25 protein-coding genes and 2 pseudogenes are annotated in these 25,298 nt (G+C 69.6%); 12 read left to right on the forward strand and 15 right to left on the reverse strand.

Annotated features, from left to right (window positions below):
- The first annotated feature begins 1,269 nt into the window (after nt 1-1,269).
- On the forward strand, nt 1,270-2,832 hold the full coding sequence (locus K7G61_RS21815; RefSeq protein ID WP_225848610.1) for a helix-turn-helix domain-containing protein: 1,563 nt from the start codon (nt 1,270-1,272) through the stop codon (nt 2,830-2,832).
- 116 nt (nt 2,833-2,948) lie between these two features.
- Here the strand turns inward: K7G61_RS21815 and K7G61_RS21820 are convergent, their stop codons facing one another.
- The 8 genes from K7G61_RS21820 to K7G61_RS21855 all read right to left on the reverse strand — a co-directional run bounded on the left by K7G61_RS21820 (nt 2,949) and on the right by K7G61_RS21855 (nt 9,338).
- Nucleotides 2,949-3,365 carry a hypothetical protein gene (locus K7G61_RS21820; protein ID WP_225848611.1) on the reverse strand — a complete coding sequence of 139 codons (417 nt, stop codon included), beginning with the start codon at nt 3,363-3,365 and terminating at the stop codon, nt 2,949-2,951.
- 43 nt (nt 3,366-3,408) lie between these two features.
- Nucleotides 3,409-4,200, reverse strand: coding sequence for a hypothetical protein (locus K7G61_RS21825; protein WP_225848612.1), 792 nt, complete (start codon nt 4,198-4,200; stop codon nt 3,409-3,411).
- Nucleotides 4,197-5,945 (reverse strand): ABC transporter ATP-binding protein, encoded by a 1,749-nt coding sequence (locus K7G61_RS21830; RefSeq protein WP_225848680.1) that lies wholly within the window; start codon nt 5,943-5,945, stop codon nt 4,197-4,199. Before K7G61_RS21830 ends, K7G61_RS21825 begins: the two co-directional genes overlap by 4 nt.
- Before the next feature lie 125 nt (nt 5,946-6,070).
- Nucleotides 6,071-7,300 (reverse strand): cupin domain-containing protein, encoded by a 1,230-nt coding sequence (locus K7G61_RS21835; RefSeq protein WP_225848613.1) that lies wholly within the window; start codon nt 7,298-7,300, stop codon nt 6,071-6,073.
- A gap of 126 nt (nt 7,301-7,426) precedes the next feature.
- Nucleotides 7,427-7,594, reverse strand: a complete 168-nt coding sequence (locus K7G61_RS21840) for a hypothetical protein (RefSeq protein WP_225848614.1) — start codon at nt 7,592-7,594, stop codon at nt 7,427-7,429.
- Nucleotides 7,595-7,742: 148 nt separating this feature from the next.
- Nucleotides 7,743-7,913, reverse strand: a complete 171-nt coding sequence (locus K7G61_RS21845; RefSeq protein WP_225848615.1) for a hypothetical protein — start codon at nt 7,911-7,913, stop codon at nt 7,743-7,745.
- Nucleotides 7,914-8,313: 400 nt separating this feature from the next.
- Nucleotides 8,314-8,556 (reverse strand): site-specific integrase, encoded by a 243-nt coding sequence (locus K7G61_RS21850; protein WP_263984678.1) that lies wholly within the window; start codon nt 8,554-8,556, stop codon nt 8,314-8,316.
- 236 nt (nt 8,557-8,792) lie between these two features.
- Complete coding sequence (locus K7G61_RS21855; protein WP_225848617.1) at nt 8,793-9,338, reverse strand: hypothetical protein; 546 nt, start codon at nt 9,336-9,338, stop codon at nt 8,793-8,795.
- 152 nt (nt 9,339-9,490) lie between these two features.
- Here K7G61_RS21855 and K7G61_RS21860 point away from each other — a divergent pair, with 152 nt between their 5' ends.
- Nucleotides 9,491-10,486: a winged helix-turn-helix domain-containing protein gene (locus K7G61_RS21860; protein ID WP_225848618.1), complete on the forward strand. Its 996-nt coding sequence runs from the start codon at nt 9,491-9,493 to the stop codon at nt 10,484-10,486.
- A 248-nt stretch (nt 10,487-10,734) separates the two neighbouring features.
- On the opposite strand, the gene K7G61_RS21865 is transcribed toward K7G61_RS21860, so the two are convergent.
- Nucleotides 10,735-11,385 carry a TetR/AcrR family transcriptional regulator gene (locus K7G61_RS21865; protein ID WP_225848619.1) on the reverse strand — a complete coding sequence of 217 codons (651 nt, stop codon included), beginning with the start codon at nt 11,383-11,385 and terminating at the stop codon, nt 10,735-10,737.
- A gap of 105 nt (nt 11,386-11,490) precedes the next feature.
- On the opposite strand from K7G61_RS21865, the gene K7G61_RS21870 reads away from it, so the two are divergent.
- Both K7G61_RS21870 and K7G61_RS21875 read left to right on the forward strand, forming a co-directional pair.
- Nucleotides 11,491-12,405 (forward strand): alpha/beta fold hydrolase, encoded by a 915-nt coding sequence (locus K7G61_RS21870; protein ID WP_225848620.1) that lies wholly within the window; start codon nt 11,491-11,493, stop codon nt 12,403-12,405.
- 115 nt (nt 12,406-12,520) lie between these two features.
- Nucleotides 12,521-12,918, forward strand: a pseudogene (locus K7G61_RS21875) (SAM-dependent methyltransferase); the annotation flags it as partial.
- A 162-nt stretch (nt 12,919-13,080) separates the two neighbouring features.
- Here K7G61_RS21875 and K7G61_RS21880 read toward each other — a convergent pair.
- The gene (locus tag K7G61_RS21880; protein ID WP_225848621.1) at nt 13,081-13,455 is read right to left on the reverse strand and encodes a cupin domain-containing protein; all 375 of its coding nucleotides are present in this window, start codon (nt 13,453-13,455) and stop codon (nt 13,081-13,083) included.
- 67 nt (nt 13,456-13,522) lie between these two features.
- On the opposite strand from K7G61_RS21880, the gene K7G61_RS21885 reads away from it, so the two are divergent.
- Nucleotides 13,523-13,963, forward strand: a complete 441-nt coding sequence (locus tag K7G61_RS21885; protein WP_225848622.1) for a MarR family winged helix-turn-helix transcriptional regulator — start codon at nt 13,523-13,525, stop codon at nt 13,961-13,963.
- A gap of 318 nt (nt 13,964-14,281) precedes the next feature.
- On the forward strand, nt 14,282-15,547 hold the full coding sequence (locus K7G61_RS21890) for a DNRLRE domain-containing protein (RefSeq protein ID WP_225848623.1): 1,266 nt from the start codon (nt 14,282-14,284) through the stop codon (nt 15,545-15,547).
- A gap of 149 nt (nt 15,548-15,696) precedes the next feature.
- Here K7G61_RS21890 and K7G61_RS21895 read toward each other — a convergent pair.
- Nucleotides 15,697-15,896, reverse strand: a pseudogene (locus tag K7G61_RS21895) (DUF397 domain-containing protein).
- Here K7G61_RS21895 and K7G61_RS21900 point away from each other — a divergent pair.
- A complete protein-coding gene (locus K7G61_RS21900; RefSeq protein ID WP_225848688.1) occupies nt 15,868-16,017 on the forward strand; it encodes a hypothetical protein in 150 nt (49 codons plus the stop codon). The pseudogene K7G61_RS21895 and the gene K7G61_RS21900 sit on opposite strands and share 29 nt — an antisense overlap.
- 66 nt (nt 16,018-16,083) lie before the next feature.
- Here the strand turns inward: K7G61_RS21900 and K7G61_RS21905 are convergent, their stop codons facing one another.
- Complete coding sequence (locus K7G61_RS21905; protein ID WP_225848624.1) at nt 16,084-16,647, reverse strand: hypothetical protein; 564 nt, start codon at nt 16,645-16,647, stop codon at nt 16,084-16,086.
- Between the two features lie 115 nt (nt 16,648-16,762).
- Here K7G61_RS21905 and K7G61_RS21910 point away from each other — a divergent pair, with 115 nt between their 5' ends.
- The gene (locus tag K7G61_RS21910) at nt 16,763-18,016 is read left to right on the forward strand and encodes a helix-turn-helix transcriptional regulator (protein WP_225848625.1); all 1,254 of its coding nucleotides are present in this window, start codon (nt 16,763-16,765) and stop codon (nt 18,014-18,016) included.
- Nucleotides 18,017-18,188: 172 nt separating this feature from the next.
- Here the strand turns inward: K7G61_RS21910 and K7G61_RS21915 are convergent, their stop codons facing one another.
- Entirely contained in the window at nt 18,189-18,389 is a 201-nt protein-coding gene (locus K7G61_RS21915) for a hypothetical protein (RefSeq protein WP_225848626.1), read from the reverse strand.
- 229 nt (nt 18,390-18,618) lie between these two features.
- Between K7G61_RS21915 and K7G61_RS21920 the strand changes: the two genes are divergently transcribed.
- The gene (locus K7G61_RS21920; RefSeq protein ID WP_225848681.1) at nt 18,619-20,130 is read left to right on the forward strand and encodes a glycoside hydrolase domain-containing protein; all 1,512 of its coding nucleotides are present in this window, start codon (nt 18,619-18,621) and stop codon (nt 20,128-20,130) included.
- Nucleotides 20,131-20,338: 208 nt separating this feature from the next.
- Nucleotides 20,339-21,790, forward strand: a complete 1,452-nt coding sequence (locus tag K7G61_RS21925; RefSeq protein WP_225848627.1) for an FG-GAP-like repeat-containing protein — start codon at nt 20,339-20,341, stop codon at nt 21,788-21,790.
- Between the two features lie 444 nt (nt 21,791-22,234).
- Here the strand turns inward: K7G61_RS21925 and K7G61_RS21930 are convergent, their stop codons facing one another.
- Nucleotides 22,235-22,684 (reverse strand): helix-turn-helix domain-containing protein, encoded by a 450-nt coding sequence (locus K7G61_RS21930; protein WP_225848628.1) that lies wholly within the window; start codon nt 22,682-22,684, stop codon nt 22,235-22,237.
- Between the two features lie 88 nt (nt 22,685-22,772).
- Here K7G61_RS21930 and K7G61_RS21935 point away from each other — a divergent pair, with 88 nt between their 5' ends.
- Both K7G61_RS21935 and K7G61_RS21940 read left to right on the forward strand, forming a co-directional pair.
- A complete protein-coding gene (locus K7G61_RS21935) occupies nt 22,773-23,216 on the forward strand; it encodes a VOC family protein (protein WP_225848629.1) in 444 nt (147 codons plus the stop codon).
- A gap of 9 nt (nt 23,217-23,225) precedes the next feature.
- Nucleotides 23,226-23,564: a hypothetical protein gene (locus K7G61_RS21940; protein ID WP_225848630.1), complete on the forward strand. Its 339-nt coding sequence runs from the start codon at nt 23,226-23,228 to the stop codon at nt 23,562-23,564.
- Between the two features lie 319 nt (nt 23,565-23,883).
- On the opposite strand, the gene K7G61_RS21945 is transcribed toward K7G61_RS21940, so the two are convergent.
- Complete coding sequence (locus K7G61_RS21945) at nt 23,884-25,227, reverse strand: pectinesterase family protein (RefSeq protein ID WP_225848631.1); 1,344 nt, start codon at nt 25,225-25,227, stop codon at nt 23,884-23,886.
- Between the last annotated feature and the right edge of the window lie 71 nt (nt 25,228-25,298).

Below are 25,298 nucleotides of genomic sequence, written 5' to 3' on the forward strand. Positions count from 1 at the left end.
GGACCAGGTGGTACCGACCTCCCGCATTGTTCTCCGGGTAGGGACTGAACCAGTTCGTGCTCGCCGGCGGCGGGTTGCCGACAGAGGCGCCGGCGGTCCGCCGAGGCCGATGGTGGCGCCGCCGGCGAGGGCGGCAGTGGCGGCGGTGAGGCGAGGGTGCACTCGGTCTTCCCGAGTTTCCGCATGGTGTGCTTCCCCCTGTACGAGTGGAGCCCTGGTAAGGGGCCTTGGATGTTTCCCGTTGCTCGTCCGGGCATCGATGTGCCTGTTCTCGTTCCGTCGCGAGCGTAGGGTCGGCAACGCGGGGCGTGGCGTGGCGAGTTGCACAGTGAAGCGGGGGTTCCGGTGCCGCGGTGCACAGCGAGCCGGCATCTTGGCCTGCCCCGGTCCGTCGAGCCCGACGTCGCGCCCGGTGTCTTGGGGCGTGCCCCCGGCACGCCGAATCCCATGTCCCCCCGGCACTTCACGATCAGCGCCGACGGCCCTGACCGACCTGGCGCTAGGACGAATCCAGGACGGTCGACGGACGCGTGTCCATAACATCGCCGTGGGGGCGCTGAGGCGTTCGCGCGCGCCGAAACGGCCTCTCACCGGGCCCAGCGGCCATGACCAGCCGCGGCAGGACACCCATGAACCACCAGGGGATCCACACACGAAGGTCTCGAAGTATTCGAGACCTTCGAACAAGGCATCACTCAACGGGGAGTGCATCGTGTACCAGTCGTTGGTCGGCCCGCTCCGTCCCGCGGCCCGCGGAACGTTGTCCGGCGGACCGGCACACCCGGCCGGTTCCCGCCCCCGGGAGCGCCCTGAGATCGTGACGCTGCCGATCCCGCTGCTTCCTGCAGCCCCGGCCGATGCCGTCCCGGTCGAAGTGCGGACGCTGCGGGCCGATCCGGTCGCCGTGCCGGAGAGGCTGCTCCGGGATCCCTCGTTGCGCCACACGAGACCGGACGCCGACTCCCGCGCCTGCTGCGGGACTGCGCGGTCGGGGCCGGGAAGCGGTCCACCCTGGTCCCCGCCGTACCCGACGGCACTTCCATGTCCGCGAAGAACTTCGACATTCCGCTGAACCGAGCCGCGAAGGCCCCGGCTGCCACGACGGTGGCCGGAGGGCCGGTACGGACAGCGGCGCGAGGGACCTCTGCGCACGGTGAAGGTGTCCCGCCGGTGCCGGACCGCACAACGGCCTTCGTTGTGCGGTCCGGCACCGGGACAGTCTGCAATTGAACAGCTTTGGTCGTCTTTCGAAGGATTCGGGGGGATGACGTGAACCGTGACCACTCGCGTGCGGACACGGCGACCACAGGCAGGTCGCCTCAACGCGCCGACGACGTGCTCGACATGCAGCGTGCGGCCCGTAGGGGTGGTACCGCGCAGTTGCTCCGGTGGCTGGCCGCCCGTACCGGAGCCGCGGTCCTGCTGGTGAACCGCTCGGGCACCGTGGCCTCCCCGCCGCCGTCGTCCCTGGCCGGCGCCACGCGCGAGCTGGTTCTCCGCGCCGTGCGGGAGGTGGCCTCGCGGGGGCTGAAGTCCGTGGCCATCGACCAGGAACACCTCACCTGCGTCGCCCTTCCCCTCGACGGCCCGTCGGGGGTCCGCGCGCCCCTTCTCGCCGCCGTGAGGGAACGGCCGGCGCCGCCCGAGCTGCCGCTGCTGCTCGCGGACGCCACATCCGTCCTCAGCCTGTGCTGGCAGTCGGAGTACGCCGCGCGGCAGCAGCGGCGGCTGCGGCTCGCCGACGCCCGGAACCGGGAAGCCGTCCTGCACCTGCTGATGAACGGTCAGGTGAGCGCCGCACGCCAGGTCGCGGCGGCACTGCGCCCCGCGCTTCCGGACGTGGTGCGGGTGTACGTCATCGAGGGACCGCGCGCACAACGTGACGCGGTGGCGGACGCGGTGGCCGAGGCGGCCCAGGACGCGTGGGTCGTGCCGTGCCCCGTGTACGCCGACCACATGATGGTCCTCGTCTCCGCCGGACCCGGGGACCACACCACCGACAGCCCTCCGCAGGGGGCCTGGCTCCCGTCCGTGGCGGACGCCTGCCGGATCGGGGTGAGCGAGGCCGTGCCCTTGCGCGATACCGCCACCGGCTATGCCCAGGCATTCCACGCGCTCGCCGCCGCACGCCACCGCACCGAGCGCCAGGCCTCGTTCGCGGGCAGCCCCGACCTGACCCTCACCATCGGGCCGGACGCGGCGGCCTGGGCCGGGGCCTTCCTCGCCCCGCTGCGCGCCCACCGCGCCCGCCGTTCGCAGGACCCTGACAGCGCGGAGCTGCTGGCCACCGCGACGTCATGGCTCCATTTCGCCTCCCGTGCGGCAGTGCACCTGAAGATCCACCGCAACACCCTGACGACGCGTCTTGCCCTGGTCCAGGAACTGCTGGGCCTCGACCTGAACCGGCTCGCCGACCAAGCGGCGCTGGACCTCGCCCTGCGTACGGTCACCGCCAGCCTTCCGCCCCGCGACGAGCCCCGGCCCCCGGGAGCCGACGGCACGCCGTCCCTGGACCAGCTCCTCGCGTTGCCCCACGTCGTGGAGTGGGCGGAAGGCCGGTTCCGTCCCCTGCGGACGCCAGAGGTCCCGGCCTGCATCGCGCAGACGCTCACCACCTGGCTGCGCCTCGACGCGCGCATCGGCCCGACGGCCGCCGCGCTGTCCCTTTCGGCGTCCGCGGTACGCAAACGCCTGGCACGGAGCGAAGTCCTGCTCCAGCGTTCCTTCCTCCGGTCGCCCAGCGCCGTCCACGACCAGTGGCTCGCCCAGCGAGCCCTCGACCTGGCGGGGCACGCGGCGACCCGCTCGTACGAGCCGGCTCCGGCAGCGTGATCCGGCAGCGTGATCCGGTGGTGTGCGCTCCCGACTGTGTCGAAGGCGGCGTGCGTGCACGTGCGCGCGCGGCGCACGTGCACGCCGTGGTGTCGGCAGTCAATGCCGGGGACGGGTCAGTTGTAGGCGACCCAGCCCGTGTCGTACGGGTTGACCTGCCCGAGCAGGTCGTAGCCGTTGTAGTTGAGGATGTTGAACTCCTCGCAGCCGCCGTTGTTGAAGCTGATGTGGGTCCCGGTCGTCGTCCAGCCGGTGTTGACGTCCTGAAGCGTCGCGTAGGTGTCGCCCTGGTCGGCCACATGGACGTCGACCCAGACCCGCTGGGCGGAGCCGGTGTAGTTGCAGATCAGGAAGTACCGCTGGTTGTACGCGTCGTTCTGCAGGAAGAGGTGCCACCCGCCCGTGGTCGACGGGTCCGGGTTGCCGACGGCAGCGCTCGCGGACCCGCTGAGACCGAGGGCGGCGCCGCCGGCCAGGGCGACGGTGGCGGCCGTGAGGGCGGTGAGGCGCTTGGTCTTCTTCAGATTCAGCATGGTGTGCTTCTCCTTGTGTGGGTGATGGGGCGCCGGGCCGCGGTCATCCCGCCCGCCCGGCCTCCTGATTGCGGTTCCGGCCGAGTCCGAGCAGCAGCCGGGCGGGCCCGGGCTTCGGGAAGGCCGAGACCGCGTCGGTACGAAGTCGGGCCAGTTGGCCGTCCAGCGCCGCGTCAGGAGCCCGGCCCTCGGTGAACAGCCGTTCGTCATGGGCGAGTTCGATGGCACGGTCGAAGACGTCGTGCTGCTCCTCGGTGAGCGGCCCGCAGGCCACCCGGGCTCGCCGCAGCGCCTCGATCCAGAGCCGGCTGCGTACGTCGGGGGGTGACTCGGCGAAGATGGCGCGTTGGTACGCGACCGGTCGCTCGGTCACCTTCTCGTAGTCGCGCGGGAGTTCGTCCCGGTGGGCGGCGGCCCACTCGGCCGCCTCGCGGTTCTCCCGGGCCGCGGCGACGGGCGCCTTCCCGGTCAGCAGCAACCGGGTGGCGACCAGCGCGCCCGCCACCAGCCGGATCGGGCCGCCGCCGTCCCCCCGCCGCAGCCGGCCCAGGGCCGCGACCACCGCGACGGTGCGCCGTGTCCCCAGCCGCAGGAGCAGCGGAAGGGCCATCGCCGGACCGGTCCAGCCGCGTACCTCCTCGCCGCGCACCCGCAGCAGTGTCGGCGCCCAGGGGGCGCTCGCGCCCAGCGCGTCGGCGCGCAGCCGGCGCACGTCGGGGCGGTCGAGCGGCACCACCCGCAGCCGTCCGTCGGCGGCCCCCGCGACCTCCCGGGAGATCGCCCGGCAGGTGCCGCAGGTGGCGTCGTAGGCCAGCAGGAACTTCGGGTCGGTCACCGGGATGCCTCCGTCATCGGCTCGGCGGCCCGGCCGTCGCGGGCCAGCAGACGTGCGTAATACCCCTGCCGGGCCAGCAGTTCGGCGTGGGTGCCCTGTTCGACGATCCGGCCGCCGTCGAGCACGACGATCAGGTCGGCCGAGCGGACCGTGGACAGCCGGTGCGCGATGGTGATGGTGGTACGGCCCGCCCGCAGCCGGTCCAGTGCCTTCTGGACCGAGCGCTCGGTACGGGTGTCGAGAGCGCTGGTGGCCTCGTCGAGCACCAGCACCTTGGGGTCGCGCAGCATGGTGCGGGTGATCGCCAGCCGCTGTTTCTCGCCGCCGGAGAAACGGTAGCCGCGCTCGCCGACCACCGTGTCGTAGCCGTCGGGCAGGGACTCGATCAGGTCGTGGATCTGGGCCGCCCGGCTCGCCGCGATCACCTCTTCCGCGGTCGCCTGCGGTCTGGCGAACCGCAGGTTGTCGCCGATGGTGGTGTGGAAGAGGTGGGTCTCCTGGGAGACCACCGAGACGATCGAGGCGAGGTCGGCGAGGTCCAGGTCGCGCAGGTCCGTGCCGTCGAGGGTGATCCGGCCGGAGGTCACGTCGTACAGCCGCGGGATGAGGTAGCCGAGGGTGGTCTTGCCCGCGCCGGTGGCGCCCACCACGGCCAGGTGGCTGCCGGCCGGCACGTCCAGGGTGACGCCGGACAGGGCCGGCCGGTCGCCGTAGCTGAAGTACACGTTCTCGAACCGCAGATGGCCGCGGGGCTCGGCGAGCCTGACCGGGTCGGCCGGCTCGGGCAGTTCGATCGGCAGGTCCAGGTACTCGAAGATCCGCTCGAACAGCGCCAGGGAGCTCTGCAGGGTGATCCCGACGCCCAGCAGTGAGACGGTCGGCCCGAACAGGCCCTGCTGCAACGTGGTGAACGCCACCAGGGTGCCGACCGAGACGGCCAGGTGATGGTCGTGCTCGGTGAAACCGGCGGCGCAGTAGACCGCGATCGGCATCGCGCCCATGATGATCTGCATCATCACCGCGCGCCAGCGGCCCGCCATGGACGACCGGATCGTCAGCCTGGTCAACTCGCCCGACTGCCGGCTGAACTGGTCGACCAGGGTCTCGGTCCTGCCCATCACCCGGCCGAGCAGGAACCCGCTCACCGACAGCGACTCCTCCACCAGCACCGACAGCAGGGCCTGCTGCTCCTGCCGCTGACGGACGATCGCCCGGCGCTGGTCGCCGACATTGCGGCTGATCACCGCGAAGACCGGCACCATCAGCAGGGACAGCAGGGTCAGCCGCCAGTCCAGCGCCAGCATCGCGACCAGGCTCGCCACGACGGTGGTGACGTTGCCGACGATGCTGCCGGTGAGCGTGGTGATGACGGCGCCCATGCCTCCGATGTCGTTGGAGATCCGGGACTGCACTTCCCCGGTGCGGGTGCGGGTGAAGAAGGCCAGCGGCATCCGCTGCAGATGCGCGTACACGGCGATCCGCAGGTCGTTCATCATGTTCTCGCCGACGCCGAGTGACACGTACGCCTGCCAGACGCCGATCGCGTTGGAGGCCAGCATCAGCGCGAGCATGCCGGCCGCCAGCAGCGCGAGCAGGCCGGTCCGCCCGTGCGGCAGCGCCTGGTCGAGGATGGCGCGCAGCAGGAACGGCGGCAGCATGCCCAGCACCGCCGAGCCGGCGATCAGCACCAGCACCACGGCGAGCCGGGCCCGGTAGGGACGGAAGAGCCGGAGGATCCGGCGCAGCGGAAACTGCGGTCGGGCAGGAACCGCCTCGCCGGAATCGGGCGTCGCCCCATCCGAAGAAGGCGCCGCCCCGTCGGAACCGGACCCCGCCTTCCCGGCCCCGGGGGTCGCGGCCACGGGCCCGCTCACCGGAGTGTGAGGAAGCCCTCGCCCAGCAGCGTCCGGACCAGCGTCCGGCGGCCGGGCGCGTCCAGTTCCCCCGGGATCGCGCCTTCGGTGAACCAGTCCGCGCGCTCGGCGATGAAGCGCACCTCGTCGGCGACCGCGGCCGGGAACCGGACGGTCTTGTTGTGGAAGTGCAGGCCGGCCACGCCGTCCTCGACAGTCAGCAGCCATTGCACTCCGGGGCGGCGGCGGACCTCGGTGTCCGTGCTCAGGCCGGGCATGTCCTCCAGGTCCTGCAGGTGGTGCCGCAGCAACGGGCTGCTCATGGAGACCGTCCGCTCCACCGCGCCGGCGGTCAGCTCGGCCGGGTCCAGCAGCTCACGCAGTGCGTCGATGAGTTCTCCGAGCTGCTGCCGCGCCCGGGCGCGGCGCGCGTCGTCCCGGGCGAAGCCGACCGGAAGAGTGCGGCGGAACCGGACGTCCTGGTCGAAGAGCCTGGACAGCCCGTCGCTCAGCACCTCGGAGGCCAGGACGGGGTGCACACCGAGGGTGACGTGCAGCGAGGCGGTCTCGTTCGCGGCGGCGGAGTGGTAAGTGCCGCGCGGCAAGTACAGCAGGTCGCCGCTGCGCAGCTCGAACTCCCGGGTCGGCTCCGGTCCCGGCCTCGACTTGTCGTTCGGGTGGTTGTAGAGCGGAAGTGGGTAGTCCGCCTCGGTGGTGCGCCAGACCTTGCTGCCGTACACCTGGGCCACGAAGACGTCGTGGGTGTCGTAGTGCACGCCGAAGCCCTGGGAGCCGGGCGGGGTCAGGTAGATGTTCGACTGAATCCGCACGCCCAGTTCGGCGCCGAGCGCGGAGGCCGACCGCGAAAGCGACGGCCAGCGCTCCTGGAGCGAGTTGATCACGACGGTGGAGCCGGCCCGGTACCGCTGGTAGAGCGACTCCAGCGCGTTGGCACGGTTGGCGCGGCCGGGTCCGCGGACCAGATCCGATACGGGAGTCTCCTTGCCGTCCACGACCACCCGGATGTCGTTGAGATCCGCTCCGGCGAGCGTGAGGACCTCGTCGATGGCGTCCAGGGTCAGCAGGTCCGAGTAGTAGTCCGCGTCGTCGCGCTGGATGAGCAGCGGGCGGCGTTCCCAGTACTCCTGCCAGAATTCCTCCAGCGCCAGCGGAGCGAGCAGCCGCGTCAGCTCGGGCATCGGGTAAGCGGGGGTGGTGGTGACTGCGGCGGGCAGCAGGTCGGTCATCGTCAGGGTCCCTTCCGGAGGAACTGGTGTCTGCGGGGAGCCCGGCCCGGTGCGTGCGACCGGGGCCGGGAGGCACGCCGGCCTGGATCGCCAGGCCGGCGCGACTACCACCGGGCTAGGACCTCACTAGCAGCGGGCGCCGCTGTTGGTGTCGTCCCAGCCGTCGTACAGACCGGAGTCGTTGGCGTTGTTGTCGTCCCACGGACCCCAGCTGCAGTCGAACGGGCTGACGATGTTGCTGCTGCTGTTGGTGGTGACGGTGATGTCACTGGCCTCGAGCGACTTCGTGGTCATCTCGTGCTCCTTCCTCGTGATGCGGTTCCGGTCATGACCGGTCCCGCGCCGGTTGGCGGCTGTCACAATTGCCGAGCTCCGGGCCGGGCGTCTTGCACGAATACGACCTGGCGATCCCGGACCGGCGTCCTACCGCGAAGGTCCGAACTCAGCAGGTGCTGCGGTCGGAGTCGTCCACGAACACCCCCGGCCAGTCGGAGCCGCCCGAGTCGTTGCTGTCGTTGTCGTCGGCGTAGCCGTAGCCGCAGTCGAACGGACTGATGACATTGCTGCTGTTGGTGGTGACGGTGATGTCCTTGGCGTCAAGCGATTTGGCCATCTCGTACCCCTGTCCCGTGTCGCAGTGCGCACCGACGGGTGCGCATCCGGATATCGGCGGTCAGCCTTTCCGATACCGAACCGGGTGTCTTGCACGAATCCGACCTGAGAGCCTGACGCTGGCGGGGATCTTGGAATCCGGAGCCGCCGATCATGACGGACAAGCCGAACAGGCGGTCCGTTTCCCCTCGTCAGGGGTCGGTGTGCGGGTTGATCGCCTGGTACTGCAACGGTGTCCGCCGTGACGGGTGGGCAGGTCTCTCAGGAGGCTCTCACGGAGAGGGTGGCACCGAGCGGCGGCCCATAACGAGGCGGGGCAGTGTCGTCACGCCGGTGCACGAAGCCCGCTGGCGGAGCATATCGCTCCAGCTCAGCGGGCTCCTTCGCGTCTACGGTGACTCTCAGCGGACCACCCGCGGATGCCGCTTCGAGCGATCTCGTGGGACCACTTTGGGACCAGGGGCGGTTTCGGGTGTCATCTGGGTGTGGGTTTCGGCGCCGCTCAGGTGCGCGGACAGGGCGGCCCCGGCCAGGTGGATCGAGCGCCGGTCGGGGTGCAGGTAGCGCTGAGTCGTGGTGAGCGAGCCGTGTCCGGCGATCTTGCGAAGGACGTGCAGGGGCACGCCGGCATCGGCCATCCACATCAGGCCCGTGTGCCGGAGGTCCAGTGGACCGAGGACCACCGCGCGGACTTCCGCTGACCGCTACGCCAGGCTGCTGCCCGAGAAGGGCGTCCGCCCCCAGCGGTTGCCCTTCTCGCAGCGGATACGGGCACGTTCCTCGCGCCGAGCGCCGAGCACCGAGCACGTCAGGGCGGCGGCGCTGCCCCGGCGCGGGGAACGGTGAAGGGCCCGGGTCGGACGGGTGAGCCGCGGAAGCGTCATTCCGGGCTCTCATAGAGCACCGTCGTCGCCGCGCTGTGCGCGGCCGCGGCGATGTCCGACGCTTCGGCGCTGACGGCGCCCGTCAGTTTTCCCATGGCCTGCGAGGCGCTGGTGCCCTGCTCGACCGCGTCCCCGCCCAGGTCCTTGGCCATCTGCTCCAGTTCGTTCTTCAGCGCCTCGCAGTTGCCCTTGGTCACGGCCGTGTAGCCCCGCATCATGTCGGCCACGGCGCCTTGCCAGGCCCCGCGGGTGGCGCTCGCGGCGTCCTCGAGCTTCTCCGCCGCCTGCTCCATCCAGTACGCCGCACCCCCCATCGGTGTCATGGGTCCGGGCGCGATGTACACGGAGATCTCCGCCACCCCGTTGCTGTCCCAGTCCAGCTGGCCCAGGGGAACGTCGAACACCGAGCTTCCCCAGCCCTGCTGGTGGTTGGACGGATCGCCGCCCCCTCCACCGGCAAGTTCGAGGAGTGCCCGGCGCAACAGGTCCAGCGACTGGTAGGCCTGGTAAAGATCACGGTCATGCAAGAAGTCGCCGCCCATGGCACCTCTCCTCCGTAAGTGGCTGCTTCCCCTGGCGGCCGCAAGGTCCGGCTGTCCCACAACGGCGCCTGGCCGCCGACAAGCCCTCACCGCCCGCGCACAGTTGCCGACCCACATGGGAAACCGCCCGGCCGGACACACGGGGAGAGACTGTGGCCTACCTCATTCATTTCACGACTGAGGATCTGGCGCGGACGAAGGTGACACAGGCGGCGCTGCCGTTGATGGAATTGGACCTTGCAGCGCGGGCGTTGCAGGACCGCAGCCGGCCCGTGCGTCTGGACGCCTGGCGCCAGGAAGCCCGCGGACGTTTGAGTGTCCATGGGCGCATGGCGCTGTCGCTCATGCCGCCAGTGGGCTGGTCTCCCACTTTCCTGGACTCCTCGCTGAACGGATCGCCCGAGGAACTCCTCCAGCAGATGCGGGCCACTCCTCGCCGGCGAATCCGCAGCGAGCTGGAACTCCTCGTCCATCGGCAGGGGATTCCGGACTGGGCCAGGCAATTACCGGAAGAACGCGACCTCCAGGAGCAGCTGTACCAGGGCATGGACAATCTGTGGCACGTCCTGCTGGCCCCCCACTGGCCGGCTGTCACCGGCGTCGTGAACGCGGACCGCTCGCTGCGGATGCGCCAGTTCGCGGAGGGCGGCGTGGAGAGCGTACTGGCTCACACCAATCCACGATGGATGCGCTGGAAACCCCCGGTCCTGGAGATCCGCATGGCCAACGGAATAGACCACGATCTCCACCTGGGCGGCCGGGGGATACTCTTGGCTCCCTCCGCATTCGCCACCCGGACCCTGATCGAGGACGACATCGATCAGCAGCCGATCCTCACCTATCCGGCCGCCGGTGATCAGCCACTGCGGCAGCTGACCTCGCTGGGCCCGGGCGCGGTGTCCGCGGCCCCGCCGGGGCTGGCGGCGCTTCTGGGCCATACGCGGAGCGCCGTCCTGTATGCGATAGCCGAACATCCGGCCTGCAGCACGAAGGAACTGGCCGCCCTCGTGGGGATAGCTCCTGCCAGCGCCAGCGAACACACCACGGTTCTGCGTGGCGCCCGCCTCATAGAGACGCAGCGGCACAGAAACAGCGTCCTCCACACTCCCACCGCCCTCGGCGTCGCCCTGCTGAACGCTCAAGTCTGACAACGCACCCACCGCGACGCAGCAGTTGAGCGGCGAACCGCCGCCCCCCTTGGAGAAACCCTCCGCCACGCCCGTGGCGCCACCGGCCGCGTGCCGGGCCCGGTCCTGTCGAACCGCTGCGCCTCGCCAGGTCCTGGGCGAAGTTGAGCGAGGTCCGGTTTCCGCCGATCTCGCTGCTTTGATGTGAGCCAGGGCGGTCGGGGTGCCGGTGCTCGGGTCCTCGGTCGTGCGATGAGGCTGCGGTGGAGTCAGCCCAGCACTCCGGTGAGGGCGCGGGTGAGCACGGTGGCGAACCGGTCGTGGGAGGTGTGTTCGGGCTGGGTGGCGGCGAGCATTGCGGCGATGCGGGGGTGGGTGCCGGTGGTGGCCGCGTGACGCAGATAGGAGGACTGGCGCTGGGCACCGGGGTCCGATGCAGCCAGTTCGTTCTGGACGAACAGCGCGGTCAGCGCGTTCAGTACGGCGAATGCCTCGAGTTTGTGGGCGGGCTCGGCCGGATGGTCGGCGAGTACGTCGAGTAGGTGTTCAAGCAGGTCGATCCCGTGCGGGCCGAGGGTTGGACGCGTGACGACCAGGATCGGCAGCCAGGGGTGGCGTCGCATGATCCGTCGGGCCTGGTGAGCGATCTCCAGAAGGTCCGCCTGCCAGTCGCCGGTTGGGGCGGGCAGGTGGTATTCGCCGGCGGTGCTGTCGATCATCAGGTCGAGCAGGTCGTCGCGGGTGGCCACATAGCGGTAGAGCGAGGCGGCACCGGTGCCAAGGGTCGCGGCAAGGCGGCGCATGGAGACGGCATCCAGGCCCTCCCGGTCGGCCAGTTCCACTGCGGCGGCGGTGATTTCAGCGCGGCTGCGCTCGGCCGGGCGTCCGACCGGTGCCTGTTCCGGCCGCAGCCAGATCACTGGTTCTTGCTGTCCCGCCACTGTCACCTCCCGCGTTGCCACTACTCTACATTTCCGAGTACGGTGTTCGCGAACGGCGTTTGCAATCGATTGGAGAGAGTCGCAATGCCGCGCTTCGCGTACAACGACGAAATCCAGATCGCCTACGAAGACCTCGGCGGGGCGGGCGGCGACCCCCTGCTGCTGGTGATGGGACTGGGAACCTCGCGATTCTGGTGGCCGGACGGACTGGTGGAGGAACTGGTCCACCGCGGCTTTCACGTCGCGGCCTACGACCACCGTGACGCCGGCCAATCCACGCACCTGCCCGACCGGCGTGAGGGCCCACCGGTCGCAGCCCTACTGCGCCATGCGCCCCCGGCCTACAGCGCCGAGGACCTGACCGACGATGCGGTCGCCGTTCTCAACGCACTCGGCTGGGAGCGCGCCCACCTCTTCGGCCACTCCATGGGCGGGCTCGTAGCGCAGCGCATCACGATCCGCCATCCACAACGCGTGCATACCCTCACCACATCCTCGGCCGTGCCCAGCGACGTCAAGGGACTGCGTGTCCTGCGCTACCTGCGCTTGGCACCCCTGGCCCGCTTCGCCAGGTTGCATTACCCCGAGACCCCGCAGGGCAACCTGGCCCTGGCCCTGGCCGTCGCCCGCATCCTGGCCACACCCGGCCAGCACATCGACGAGTACGACGTGCGTGAGTTCGTGAACAAAGAAGCCGCGCACCAGGTCGCCAGCTTCCGCGACCAGAAAGCCCAGAGCCGCCAGATCGGTGCGAAGTGGCACGGCGGCCCACTCGCCCGGATCACCGCACCGACCCTGGTGCTGCACGGATTGCGAGACCCACTGCTGCGCGTGTCCGCCGCACGCGACATCGCCGCTGCCGTCCCCGGCGCCCGCCTGCGCACCCTGCCAGAGGTCGGGCACTTCCTCGTCGGCGACATCTGGGCCACTTACGCCGACGAACTGCGTGCGCTCGCCGACCACGTCCACGACCAGCCACCCACCCTCTGTGAAGACTGAAGACCACGCGGTGGCCGCGGGTCACGGAGTGGACCCTGCCCGCCGGCAGGAGGCGTTCGAGGTCCTGATGTTCCAGATGGCAGGCCGGTTCGCGCGGGTCGAACCGCGCCGCCGGGTGCGGACCTCGTACTGGCGGGCGCGCGGCAAGCTGGACGTGCCGAAGGAGCGGTTCATCTCGTACGGGCAGACCAACGTTCCACGCCCGCCCTGTACGGCTGGACGGGCTGGAACCCCCAGGAGCAGGCCTACGCCCTGCTCGCGTACATCGCCTCCCACGAGTCCATGAGCGCCGAGGAGCTGACCCCGTTCCTCGCCGGGCTGCTGGAACTCCAGCCGTGGCTCGACCAGTGGCACGACGACTTCGACCCGGCGTTCAGCGGCTCCCCGGCCGCGTACTTCCGGGGCGAACGCCAGGTGGAGCAAGGCAGGCACGGCCTCACCGACGACGGCCTGCGCGCCTGGCGACCGGCCGCGGCCACCCGTGGCCGCCGGACCGCGGCAAAGCCTCAGTAGTCTGCGTCGTAAATCCTTCGGGGGTTGATCAGGCGGCCGGTGCGACGATGGATTCTTCGTGTCGGTCGGTGAGCGTGTGTCGGTCGAGCCAGGCCGGCAGATCGTCCCCCGGCGGGAAGAGCCGTTGTCGACGATCCGGATGACCACTGGTTCTCGGTGGGCTCAATGAGTCCAGGGCGGTGTGATAGTGCCGCCGTCGGCCAGCTCGGCGCTGAGCCCGACACGTGTGGTGACCCACATGTGCGCGGGCTGGTCGGTGGTATTGGCGACCGCCAGTTCGGAGCCCGCCGGAGCCACCGCAGCGTCACCGACACCGAGTTCGGCGCTCTCGCCGCCGATGGTGAACCGGAGGCGACCGGACAGCACGTAGAACGCCTCTTCGTGACTGATCGTGTGGGCCGGACCCACTGTTCCGGCCGGGACCTCGCCGCGCCAGGCGGCGAGGTCCCGGCTGCCTGTGGCCGGACGGACGTAGGAAACGAAGCGGGCACCGTGGATCTCGTGCGCGACGGCCTCGCCGCTGCGGATAAAGGGCACACCGGCCTCCTCTTGGACAAGTTTCTTGTCTATAAAGACAAGCAGCTTGACGAGTTATAGTCAACCCATGGATGACGCTCTGGCCTTCTCCGCACTCGTGCTGGCACTCTCAGGACAGTTGGTGCAGGAGATCCACGCCCGCGTGTCCCAGCAGGGATTCGAGGACCTACGGCCGGCACACGGCTTCGCCTTTGCCCGCATCTCCCTGGGTGACGCCACCACGGCCAACCTGGCCGAGCACCTCGGGGTGACCAAGCAGGCCGCCGCCCAGCTGGTCGAGGAACTGGTCCGCAAGGGATACGTGGTGCGGCATCCACACCCCCACGATGCCCGCGCCCGGCTCTTGGGGCTGACCGAGGCCGGCTGGGCCGCCACACGCGCCGCCGACCAGGCAGCCCGCGCTGCCGTCGCACCATGGCGAGAAGCGCTGGGCGAGGCGCGCTTCAGCGAACTTGTCGCCGACCTGGCCCGGCTTACGCCACCGGGGCCGATCCGCCCCGCCTGGTGAGGAGCCGACCACTTGGCCCGGCGGCCTGCGTGACGTAAGCGCCGACCGGCACGAGCCCGAACAGCAGCCCTGGACCAGGGCAGATGGGGCGGCTGCAGGACGAGGCCGCTCTGCGGGAACGCGCCCCGCGGCGTTCGCTAGGATGCTGATCCTTCGTTCGCATGTCCGGTCGCAGCGCTGGGCTTCGGCGCCGGAGCGGACACTCGGGTCTCACGTTCGGCCGCGCCGCCGCATGCGACAGGCCGGAAGCGGGGGGCGTGGATGCAGGACACGGAGCGGGCCGGACGAACCTGGCGCCGCCGCGGGAGCATCGCCAGGATGACGGATGGGCTGCCCTGGTGGCAGGCCATCTTCGTCCTGGCGCCGTGGGCGCTGGGGCCGGTGGCCGGCTCGCAGTCCGGCGCCAAGTTCGGCGGCGGGTTCATCGGCGCGGTCCTCGCCGGGGGAGTCGGCGGCGCCATTGGTGGCGGGGCCGCGATGGTCTGCTCGAAGCTGGCCCGCCGTCCGGGGAACGCGGGGCTCAAAATCATCGCCCTGTCCTGCGTCGGCGCGCTCGCCTACGGCACCTTCTTCACCGTGGCCGACCTGGTGAGCAGTGCGCTGCCTCCGGTGCCCGCGTCAGCCGCCTCTCCACCGCCGGGGTGGCCGAGCCCGGCGGGCGCCGCGCCGGCGGCTACGCAGACGCCGGAGTACAACCCGACAGCGCCCGTCACCCCGCCTTGGATGCGCCAGCCGGTCAGCCTGGACCCGCCGACCGTCCTCCACGCGACTGGCGCGGAACTGCACTGGCCCGCCGTCTACGACGGCTCGTCTCCGGCGAGCGGCCCCGCCGACCTCGAGGTGTATCGCGGCCCGCAGGCGGACTTCACACCGTCGCCCGCGACGCTGATAGCCAAGCTCGACGCCAAGGCGTCCGGTTTCGTCGACAGGACCGCGCCTGCGGCGAGCGGCTCACACCTGGACCACTATTACTACATGGTCGCCGTGCGCACGAAGGACGACGGGCTGATCATCGGCAACTTCCAGTTCGCGCAGCTGCCCCCACGCGGCGAGACCGAGGTCCTCGTGCCGGCCACCGCCGCGGCGACACTGAACTCGGCCTACCCGGAGGTCTCGAACCCGGGCCTCACCGGAGTCAATCCTGACATCGCCGGCCACGGGGCGGGCCGTGGGATATTCCGGTTCGGCCCGATGAGCGAGGTTCCCCGCGGCGCGCACGTGTCCAGCGTCCACCTGGGCGTGGCGTGCAACGGCAGCGACCCGGGTCCGCTCGAAGTCCACGCCTTGACGCGATCCTTCACCGAGCGGGCGACGTGGCACAACGCGGCGCCCGGCGTCGCGTGGTCACATCCCGGTGGGGACTACGCCGGTCCCGCCGCACGCAGCCTGCCCACCGCGGGCTTCTGCCTGTGGGACGTGACGTCGATCGTGCACCGCTGGAGCGTCTCGCCGAAATCGGAGCACGGACTGCTGCTGCGGTTCACCGACGAGTCGTCCTCGTCGCCGCACGGCGGGTTCAACGACGGGTCCATGCGTCCGGGCGAGGAGCCACAGCTCCTGGTCACGTATACGCGCGGCTCCTGACGCAGTGCGTCCAGGCGCCGCGCGCGACCGGCCGCCCGGTCCGGCGGGCACGTCCACCGGACCAGGAGCCGCGCAGGGACAGGACGCGGGCGAGACGTCAGCGGCTCCCGTACTCCGTGGACTACGGGAGCCACCGCGGCATATGCCGCTCAGACGTCGAGTCGGCCGTTCCTGACAGCCGACACGAAGGCCGTCCAGCTCGCCCCGGGAAGATGAGGGCCGGGCCTTGCGGGTTCTTGCTGTCGCGTACGGCCAGGATGCCGTCGAAGTCGTCGCAGACCTCGACGCACGCGCCGCCGTCCTGGTTGCTGTAGCTGCTCTTGCGCCACGTCGCAGCGTTCAAGTCGATGGAGGGCGGCCGGGAGTGGGACGCCGTACCGGAGCGGGTGGAGCGCGTCGGTCCCGCGGAGCTGCTGCGGGCCCGGGTCGCCGAGGCCAACTCCCGCAGCAGTCGCGGGACTCCGGGGTAGCAGCCGGGCGAGGTGCGGCGGTTTCGGGGCAGGCGGACGCCTACGTGAGGGTCGCGCGTGGCATGCTCACGGTGGGGTCTCCATCACACGGCGAGCACACCGGGCGAACTTCTCCCGGCTCAGCTCCACCGCGTCGACCGCGTCTTCGAGGCCGGTGCGGTACCCGCCGTCCGGCACCTCCCCTTCGCGCATCCCGCGGAGCGTCCTTTCGAGGTACGTCCGCAGGGACCGCACGTCCGACCACACGTTCACGGCCTGCGCGGCCACGGATTCCGGCCCCATCAGATCGAGCCGCGCCTGTGCCTTGTAGAGGGCGTCCACCGCGGTACCGAGTTCCTCGACGGCTGCGCTCAGGACAGCGGCCGGAGGCGGGGCGTCCCGCGCGGAGGCCACCTCTGCGTCCTGGTGCGCGACCCTGTGCAGCACGCCGTCGACCGGCTCCGCCGCCGCCATGAACAGCAGGTACGCCTCCCGGCGTTCGCTCCGCAGCGCGCGACCGTGATCGACCGTTCCCTGGTCACGTGCCTGCCGCCGAGTGGCCGCATACGTCAGCACCGAGGTGCACAAGGTACCCACGACGCCCACTCCGGCTCCCGCCAGGGCCGCCCATCCCGGATCCACGCGGTCCATGGTCCTGCGGTATCCGGCCGGGCGCATCCTTTTCCCCGGATCCTCACCCCTCCTAGACTGGAGGGACAAATGTCACACATGGGTGATCGCGGGCCATGGCTTGGAGGACACACAGGTGGCCACAGCAGCACAGGACCCGTCGGGCGTCGATCCGGAGGATCCGGCGGAGCGGTTCGCCTCCGAGTTACGAGCCCTCCGCAGCTCCGCAAGCGGCCCGACGTACCGTCAGATGGCCGCGCGCACCGACCAGTCGCCCAGTGCGCTGTCCAACGCCGCGAAGGGCGGGCGTCTGCCGCCCCTCGACGTCGCCCTGGCCTATGTTGATGCCTGCAACGGTGATCGCACGGAATGGGAACGACGGTGGCGGGCGGCGAAGGCCGGGCTCGCCGCGGCACCGGCACCGACGTCACCGCCGGAACCGGCACCGAGACGGCGGTGGGCGGTCGTTGCCGCCGTCGGTGCCGTCGCGCTGGCGCTGTCGGTCGCCGGGGTGGTTCTCGCGGGCGGGCCAGGCCACAAGCCGCCGCCTTCGGACACCGCGGACCGCTCCCCCCGCTTCTTCGCCGACGACGATGCCTTCAACCAGCGGCATCCGCATCCCCAACTGGCGCCCGACTCCGCGCGGATGGTCACCGACCTGCTCGGCTCGGGCCAGGTCGAGGTGTACAGCGGCACCGCCGGCTTCCGGGTGTACCGGGCCGACGCCGGCACCCCGACGTACGAGATCACCCCGCGGGAGCACGTCGGTCAGTGGGGGCCCAACCCCTTCGAAGGCGTCGGCTTCCCCTGGGACTCCTCCTGGAAGGCGCCGCCCCCGGACCGCGAGTGGGCGGTGGTGATCACCCCGGACGGGCGGTCGCTGGAGTGCCTGCGGATCGAGGTGCACGAGGGCAGGCCGAGCTGTGCATGGGGAGCCGTGTCCGACACCCGCGGCTCGTCGGTCTCCTTGAAGGGACTGGCCACCGGCAGCGGCCTGTCCCGCCTCGCCGGACTGATCACCCGCGCCGATTGGAAGGCCAGCCGCATCGATCACGCCCTGAGCTTCGGCGCTCCGGACAACAACAGCCGGCCTGTGCTCCCGGCGGTGCAAAGCGACGGCAGGGCACAAGGCCGCTGGAGCGAGGGGCAGTTCATCTGGCTGGACCCCGCGTACGACATCGACGCCGACACCTCGCTCAAACCGTACGAGCGGATGATCGCGAAGGCGCTGCAGGAGTACGGCGCGTTCGACGTCAAGAACGCCGGGAGGTTCAGCTTTCTGTCCGAGTACGGATCGAAGCCGCCGGGCAGCGACGACGCCTACCCGCTCCTCACCGACATCAAGTTCGCGGCGTACCTGCGGGTGGGCACGATCGCGCCTGCGCCGTAAGGGCGCGCGGTCGGGGGCCGTCCCGGGCCAGGAGGCTGCGAGGAGTTCTACCTCCGCATCGACGTCGGCGACGTGCTCCAGGGGTACATTCAGACGCCTACCTTCTATGGCACCGGCTGGACCCGGCACGACTGACCCATCCGGGTCATGTCGACGGGGGCGGGTTCGTCGGTCAGGCGGCCGAAGCGCTGGGGGTGGCGGGGAGGTGGATCTGCAGCAGGTACCACCACAATGTGTCGGCCTCGCGGCTCCGGCCTTTGACGACGGCGTAGAGCTGCCGGCCGCCGGTACGGTAGGCGGCCGTCAGGCGGTCGGCCTTGCCCCGCGTACCCCGTCCTTGCCCATGTGTCGCCTGCTGCGGCCGGCCGGCCATTTCACTGGGGCGCCCCCTGTCACACGCCCAAGGACGGACCTAGGACGAGTCCAGGGCTCGCAAAGCTAGCTTCGCCTCACACCGACCGGCAGCGCACACACCAGCCCCGGCAGCCGCCGCGTTGTGACGGAAACGCCTGAAGAGCCGTCGCCGTACGGGAGGGCCACGCCGGGGATCTCCCGCTTCACCCCAAGGAATCCCAAGCCGAGGGAGCGTTCAGTTGAACAACATGAGCCGACGAAGATTCCTGATGACGACATCAGGGGCGCTGGCAGTCACCGCTTTTTCCAGCCTCGAGTTCACCCAACCGGCCGACGCGGCGTCCGCCACGCTGGGCCTGGACTTCACCACGGGAGGCTCTCCGTCCGCGAGCACGATCGCTTCGGCCGGCTACTCCTTCGTCTCCAGGTACCTCAGCGACTACCCGAGCAAGAACCTGACACCGTCCGAGGCGAACTCGTACCGTTCCGCGCACATCGACATCATCGGCAACTGGGAGAACGACGGCCTCCAGTCGTGGCAGAATTCGCCTCCCGCGACCTCCGCTGCCTACGCCCAAGGGGCATCACACGCCAGAACCGCGCAACAGCAGGCCGCGGCATGCGGCATGGCGCCGAGCAGGCCGATCTACTTCAGCATCGACTGGGAGATGCCCTCAAGTCAGCAGTCCGCGCTGAACGCGTACTTCGACGGCGTGGCGTCGGTGATCGGCCTGGCGCAGACCGGCGCATACGGCGGCTACTACCAACTCCAGCGTCTCTTCGGCGCAGGCAAGATCGCCTGGGGCTGGCAAACCTATGCGTGGTCCTACGGAAACTGGGATCCGCGCGCCCAGCTCCGCCAGATCCAGAACGGCGTCTACGTCGGCGGGGCCGAGGTCGACAAGGATCAGGCCATGGCGTCCGACTTCGGCCAGTGGGGCGCCGGCATCGCCCGCCTCGTCGCCGGTGACTTCCGCGACACCGGACACGTCGACGTCGCGGGGATCGACGCGAACAACAACCTCAAGCTGTACGCGAACGACGGCACCGGCCGCTTGACCGATTCGGGCATCTACATGCTCGGCAGCAACGGAGCCTGGGGCGGATTCAAGCGACTTGCCGCGGGCTACTTCGTCAATCGCGGCGACTACACACAGCTCGACGTGGCCGGGATCGACGCGAGCAACAACCTCAAGCTGTACACGAACGACGGCACCGGCCGCTTGACCGATTCGGGCATCTACATGCTCGGCAGCAACGGAGCCTGGGGCGGATTCCGAAGCATTGTCGCCGGCGACTTCCGCAACAGCGGGCTCAGCGACATCGCCGGGATCGACGCGAACAACAACCTGAAACTGTACACGAACGACGGCACCGGCCGCTTGACCGATTCGGGCATCTACATGCTCGGCAGCAACGGAGCCTGGGCAGGGTTCCGAACCATCGTGGCCGGCGACTTCCGCAACGCGAGAACCATCGACGTGGCCGGGATCGACGCGAACAACAACCTGAAACTGTACGCCAACGACGGCAAGGGCCGTCTGACCGATTCGGGCATCTACATGCTCGGCAGCAACGGAGCCTGGGGCGGATTCCGAAGCATTGTCGCCGGCGACTTCCGCAACAGCGGGCATACCGACATCGCGGGGATCGACGCGAACAACAACCTGAAGCTCTACGCGAACGACGGCACCGGCCGCTTGACCGATTCGGGCATCTACATGCTCGGCAGCAACGGAGCCTGGGCAGGGTTCCGCTGACCATGCCGGCCGACTGCCGCCACGCCGGTGAACCGTCAGCACGTAGGGACTTCGTCTTCCGGCGTGGCCCCCTGCCGAAACGGCAGCACATCAGTTGATGAAGGGAACCATGAAACACATCCTGCCACTTGGCATGAGCGCTTTGCTCGGGGCGGTTGGTCTGGCCGTTCTGCCGACCGCGCCGTCGGCGCACGCTGCGACTCCTGCGGTGCGCGCACTCCGTGTGATGCCGCTGGGTGACTCGATCACCGTGGGCACCGGCAGCGCGACGTGGTCGTCCTATCGTCTCCCGCTGTGGAACCTGGTCGGCGCTCAATCGCGGTACACCGTACGGTATGTGGGTTCCCAAGCCGGTGGGCAGTTGCCCGATCTCAGCCATGAGGGCCACTCCGGTTACATGATCGACGACATCCGCGCCGGGATCGACCAATGGATCGGCGCAGCGCACCCTGATGTCGTCCTGCTGCACATCGGCGTCAACGACCTCGACCGCGGTACGGACCCGACCCACGCTGCCGACCGCCTCAAAACCCTGGTCGACCAGATCTTCGCCGATGAGCCAGGTGTCGCAGTGATCATGGAGGGAGTGATCCCGACCACCCAGGGGCTGCAGGTCCCACCGTCCGAGTACAACTCCCGGGCTTGGCAGTTGCAGTCCGTCGAGGCGCAGGCCGGGCACACGTTCCGGTACGTGGACGCGCCCGCGCTGACACCGTCGCAGATGTACGACCGCCTGCATCCCAACGACAGCGGCTACAGCCTGATGGCCCGGGCCTTCTACACCAGCCTGGACCAGGCTTTCACCGACGGTGCGGTGGTCGGTTCCGCACCGCCGGACGCCGCGAACGACTCGGGTGGTCTCGGCCGGGTGCGGTATGCGGACTTCGACGGTGACGGAAAGAGCGACTACGTCACGATCAGCAGCAGCGGCGCGGTCAATGTCTGGCTGAACCGCGGCGGTGACGGCCACGGCGGCTGGCAGTCTCTGGGTCAGGTCGCCGTCGGCGCCACCACAGACCAGACCCGCGTCAGGCTCGCGGACTTCGACGGCGACGGCAGGGCCGACTACGCCGTCGTCAACCCGAATGGTTCGATGCAGGTCTACCTCAACCGCGGCGGCGACGGCCACGGCGGCTGGCAGTTCCTCGGCCAGGTCGCCGTCGGCGCCACCACGGACCAGACCCGCGTGAAGCTCGCGGACTTCGACGGCGACGGCAGGGCCGACTACGCCGTCGTCAACCCGAATGGTTCGATGCAGGTCTACCTCAACCGCGGCGGCGACGGCCACGGCGGCTGGCAGTTCCTCGGCCAGGTCGCCGTCGGCGCCACCACAGACCAGACCCGCGTGAAGCTCGCGGACTTCGACGGCGACGGCAGGGCCGACTACGCCGTCATCCAGACCGACGGCTCCGTGCAGGTCTACCTCAACCGCGGCGGTGACGGCCACGGCGGGTGGCTGTCACTCGGACAGGTCGCCATTGGTGTCACCACCGACCAGGACCGGATCCAGTTCGCCGACTTCAGCGGCGACGGAAACGCGGACTACATCGACACCGACCCCTCGTCCAACTCCGCCGGCGTCTACCTCTGGAACGGCGGTGACGGCCACGGCGGCTGGAACTACCTCGGCCAGGTGGCCGCCGGAGTTCCCATCGCCTGACCCCGCCCGCTGCCGCAGCGCCGTCCGAGGATCTCGTCCTCGGGCGGTGATCTGCTGGTAGGCCGGACCGTCCGGCGTGACCGAAGTGGACTGGCACGGCGTCGACACGGAAGACTGCGGCACCGGGGTCTCCTGATGTCGCTCGGTGATTCAACAGCAACGAGCTGTTCAGGAAGCCCCACTCGCATGCGCCCAGCGGTCCGCGACCACCCGAGTCCAGCCGAAGGTGTGTTCCAGGTCGAATCTGCGCAGGTAGGACCGCCACAGTTGGTCGAACGTGGCCGGGGTCGGCTCCGGGGCGTGAGGACCACAGCCACAGGGATGCGTTTGAAGGAGTCTTCCATCATCGTGGTGCTCAGCCCGGCGTCGGCCTGCTTCTCCTCGTGCGTGAAGGGCCCCGGTCGAAGGTCACGACCTGGAAGTCGGTGTCATGTGCTTTGGTCGTCAGGCCGAACCCGGGCCTGGGAGGAGGTCGACGTCGTCGGCGTGCATCGGCTCTCCGCAGTGACTGCAGCGCGGGTCGACGTGGCCGATCTGCCCGCAGGCATGGTGGCGGTACAGGACGGGAGGGCCGGCTTCGCCGGCGAGCCAGCGGTCACCCCATCGCGCCATCACCATGAGCATCTCGACGAGGTCGGCGCCCTTGGCGGTGAGGTGGTACTCGTAGCGGGGGCGGGCGTCGTAGGGCTGCCGCTCCAGCACACCCTGCTCGACCAGGTGGTTGAGCCGTTCGGTGAGTACCTTGCGGGAAATCCCGAGGTCGGCCTGGATGTGGTCGAAGCGGCACACCCCGGCCCACACGTCGCGCAGGATCAGCGGCGACCAGGGCTCGCCGATCACGTCCAAGGTGCGCGCGATGGAACACGCCATCTCCCCGAATCGCGTTCGCTGCATGACGGGAGTCTAGCAAGTAGGGTTCCCTTACGGAACTGAGGGTGCTACCTTCCTCAGCGTCTCTTGAAGAAACCTCGATAGGGGTCCCATGACATTCGTAAAGCGCTTCGACCACGTCGGCATCACGGTCGCCGACCTCGACGCCGTGACGGCGTTCTTCGTCAGCCTCGGTCTGGAGGCCGATCGGAAGATGGCCGTCGAAGGCGAGTTCCTGGACACGGTGATCGGCATGACCGACGCCCGCACGCAGATCGTGATGCTGCGACCGCCCGGCGGAGGTACGACGCTGGAACTCTCCAGCTTCACGCGGCCGGACCACCTCCCGGGTTCGCCTGCCGCACCGGCCAACGAACTGGGCCTGCGCAACGTCGCCTTCGAGGTGCACGACCTCCAAGCCGCGGTCGACCACGCCGCAGCCGACGGCTACGGCCTGGTGGGAGGTATCGGCGAATACGAGGGCGTGTGGCGGATGGCCTACGTCCGCGGGCCCGAAGGAATCATCGTCTCGCTGGCCGAGCGCATCGAAAAGTAGGGAGACATCATGAGCACGACCGTGACCGACGAACAGATCCGGGCTCTGGCCGCGACCGCGAAGCCCTACAGCCTGGCGCTCCTCCAGTGGGGGCCGCAGCGGACCATGGACGGCGCGGACGCGATCGAACTCGAACACCAGCGACGCATGGTGTCGCTGCACGCCGAGGGGGTGATCGCGATCCTGTGCCCGGTCACCTCCGACACCTTGGCCGGCGTCGCGATCATGACCGTGCCGACCGAGGAAGCCGCGCAGATCATGGCCGGCGACCCCTGCGTGCGAGCCGGGATGATGCGCTGCGAGGTCCACCCCTGCCACGGCTTCCCCGGAGACGCCCTCCCCGCATGAACGATCCCGGCCAGAGCAATCTTCTCCGCACCAAGTTCGGCGGGGCCTGTCGCTCAGGCAGGGGGTCGCGGTGCGCTTTCACCGAGCCTGCCCGCCTGAGCAGGCAGCAGAGACCGCGTTGCACGCAACTGCCCCATGGAACCTTCTGGTTGCCTTCGCCCAGGTCTGGTCATCGTGCACGACCAACACAACGTCCCCGCGCCCGAGGTCACGAACTCACTGTTCTGACGGAACGTCATTCCGCTATTACCCAGCTCCGGATGGCGAAAGGGTCAGTTCGGACGTGGGTGGCGTGGCTGCGACGGCTTGTGCCTGATCCTCAAGTGGGGTTCCAGCCGTCAGTGCCGGCGAGGTACTTCTGAGGGGTGTAGTTCGCCGCAGCCGAGGTGCTCATCTGCGGCCGGTTGCCGTTGATGGTGGCGCCGGCCCCAGTGTTGGCGTACTCGTCGAAACGCGCGTTCTTCCAACTGTTGGAGCTCATATCGACCCAAGGCTGCGCCGTGGCGATGGTGGCCGAGAGCGAATCCTGGCTGTAGAGCACCTGCGCGGCGGCGCCCCACGGTCGGCCGAGCTGAGTGACGTTGTCGGCCGCGCCGGTGATCGTCGACTTGTAGATCAAGATGCCGTAGGTGTTGCCGGACGGTGTGCTGGCCGCCGTGATCGGCCCCCCGGTGGTGCGCTTCTGGTAGATCGAGCAGTTACTGAACACCGCCACTGCACCGCCGAAGATGAAGTCGACGGTGCCCTCCACGTAGGAGTTCACGTAGTAGGCGCGGTACTTGTTGACCAGCAGGGTGTCCTGGTTGCCGAGGAACCGCACGTTGTCGAACACGGCGCGGTCGGCGTCGACGTCAACGGCTACGGCCTGAGTGCCCACCCCGTAGTCGTTGGACAGCGTGAGGTTCGTGGCCTTGAAGTCGTGTCCGTAGACGAACGCGGTCGAGCTGCCCTCGGTTCCGTAGCCCGCGCTCGCGCCGTGGTTGTCCACGATGACCGTCTGGTTCGCCGCGGAACCGAGCCCCTGCAGCGTGATATAGGGCTTGTTCGACGGGATGGTCACGACCTCCCGGTAGGTGCCCGGCTTGATGGTGATGACCACCCGGCTGGTGTTGTTCGCCGGGACGGCGTCGATCGCGGCTTGCACGGTGGTGTACTGGCCGGTGCCGTCGGAGGCGACGGTCGGTGTGCTGGGCGTCGTCGACCCAGCGAGGTGCAGCAGGATCTGCATTCTGGCGATGTCGGCGCAGGTTTCCTGGATGATGGGGTTGCCACCGGCAGTGGAGCTGTTCCGGTCGCTGAGGCACTGGGAAGTGGCCGCGCCGACGATCTGGTACTTGCCGGGAGTGGCGGCCGAGGCGCTCAAGGTCCACAGCTGGTTGTTCTGGGCAGTGCCGCAGCCCCACTGCTGGAGCTGGGTGCCGGAGGTGGTGGAATTGCCGGGAACGTCGATGCACATTCCGGTGGCGACGTTGACCAGGTTGTACTTCCCGGCCGAGGGGACGAGCCGCCACTGCTGGTTCGTCGCCCCGGCGGCACACGCGGCCTGAGTCAGCAGTGCCCCGGGCGTGGTGTCGCCGACAGGCACCTGGACGCACTTGCCGCTGGCCCCAGGCACCAAAGTGTAGATACCGCCGGCCACCGGAGCCGTCGCTACGTGCGCCATGGCGACCGCTGTGCCGGTGGCAAAGGGCAGGACGAGCACAGCCGCGAGGCCGCTCAGCGCGGACCTTCGAA

This window comes from Streptomyces sp. HPF1205 (assembly GCF_020400825.1).
Lineage (GTDB): Bacteria > Actinomycetota > Actinomycetes > Streptomycetales > Streptomycetaceae > Actinacidiphila.

Bases quoted from the DNA above. Each gene is read 5' to 3' on its own strand.
- K7G61_RS21845 (WP_225848615.1), bottom strand. From the start codon at position 7,913: ATGGCCAAATCGCTTGACGCCAAGGACATCACCGTCACCACCAACAGC.
- K7G61_RS21930 (WP_225848628.1), bottom strand. From the start codon at position 22,684: ATGCAGCGAACGCGATTCGGGGAGATGGCGTGTTCCATCGCGCGCACC.
- K7G61_RS21890 (WP_225848623.1), top strand. From the start codon at position 14,282: ATGACGGATGGGCTGCCCTGGTGGCAGGCCATCTTCGTCCTGGCGCCG.
- K7G61_RS21855 (WP_225848617.1), bottom strand. From the start codon at position 9,338: ATGGGCGGCGACTTCTTGCATGACCGTGATCTTTACCAGGCCTACCAG.
- K7G61_RS21920 (WP_225848681.1), top strand. From the start codon at position 18,619: ATGAGCCGACGAAGATTCCTGATGACGACATCAGGGGCGCTGGCAGTC.
- K7G61_RS21905 (WP_225848624.1), bottom strand. From the start codon at position 16,647: ATGGACCGCGTGGATCCGGGATGGGCGGCCCTGGCGGGAGCCGGAGTG.
- K7G61_RS21850 (WP_263984678.1), bottom strand. From the start codon at position 8,556: ATGTGGATGGCCGATGCCGGCGTGCCCCTGCACGTCCTTCGCAAGATC.
- K7G61_RS21835 (WP_225848613.1), bottom strand. From the start codon at position 7,300: ATGACCGACCTGCTGCCCGCCGCAGTCACCACCACCCCCGCTTACCCG.
- K7G61_RS21945 (WP_225848631.1), bottom strand. From the start codon at position 25,227: ATGGCGCACGTAGCGACGGCTCCGGTGGCCGGCGGTATCTACACTTTG.
- K7G61_RS21915 (WP_225848626.1), bottom strand. From the start codon at position 18,389: ATGGCCGGCCGGCCGCAGCAGGCGACACATGGGCAAGGACGGGGTACG.
- K7G61_RS21840 (WP_225848614.1), bottom strand. From the start codon at position 7,594: ATGACCACGAAGTCGCTCGAGGCCAGTGACATCACCGTCACCACCAAC.
- K7G61_RS21935 (WP_225848629.1), top strand. From the start codon at position 22,773: ATGACATTCGTAAAGCGCTTCGACCACGTCGGCATCACGGTCGCCGAC.
- K7G61_RS21870 (WP_225848620.1), top strand. From the start codon at position 11,491: ATGCCGCGCTTCGCGTACAACGACGAAATCCAGATCGCCTACGAAGAC.
- K7G61_RS21940 (WP_225848630.1), top strand. From the start codon at position 23,226: ATGAGCACGACCGTGACCGACGAACAGATCCGGGCTCTGGCCGCGACC.
- K7G61_RS21885 (WP_225848622.1), top strand. From the start codon at position 13,523: ATGGATGACGCTCTGGCCTTCTCCGCACTCGTGCTGGCACTCTCAGGA.
- K7G61_RS21820 (WP_225848611.1), bottom strand. From the start codon at position 3,365: ATGCTGAATCTGAAGAAGACCAAGCGCCTCACCGCCCTCACGGCCGCC.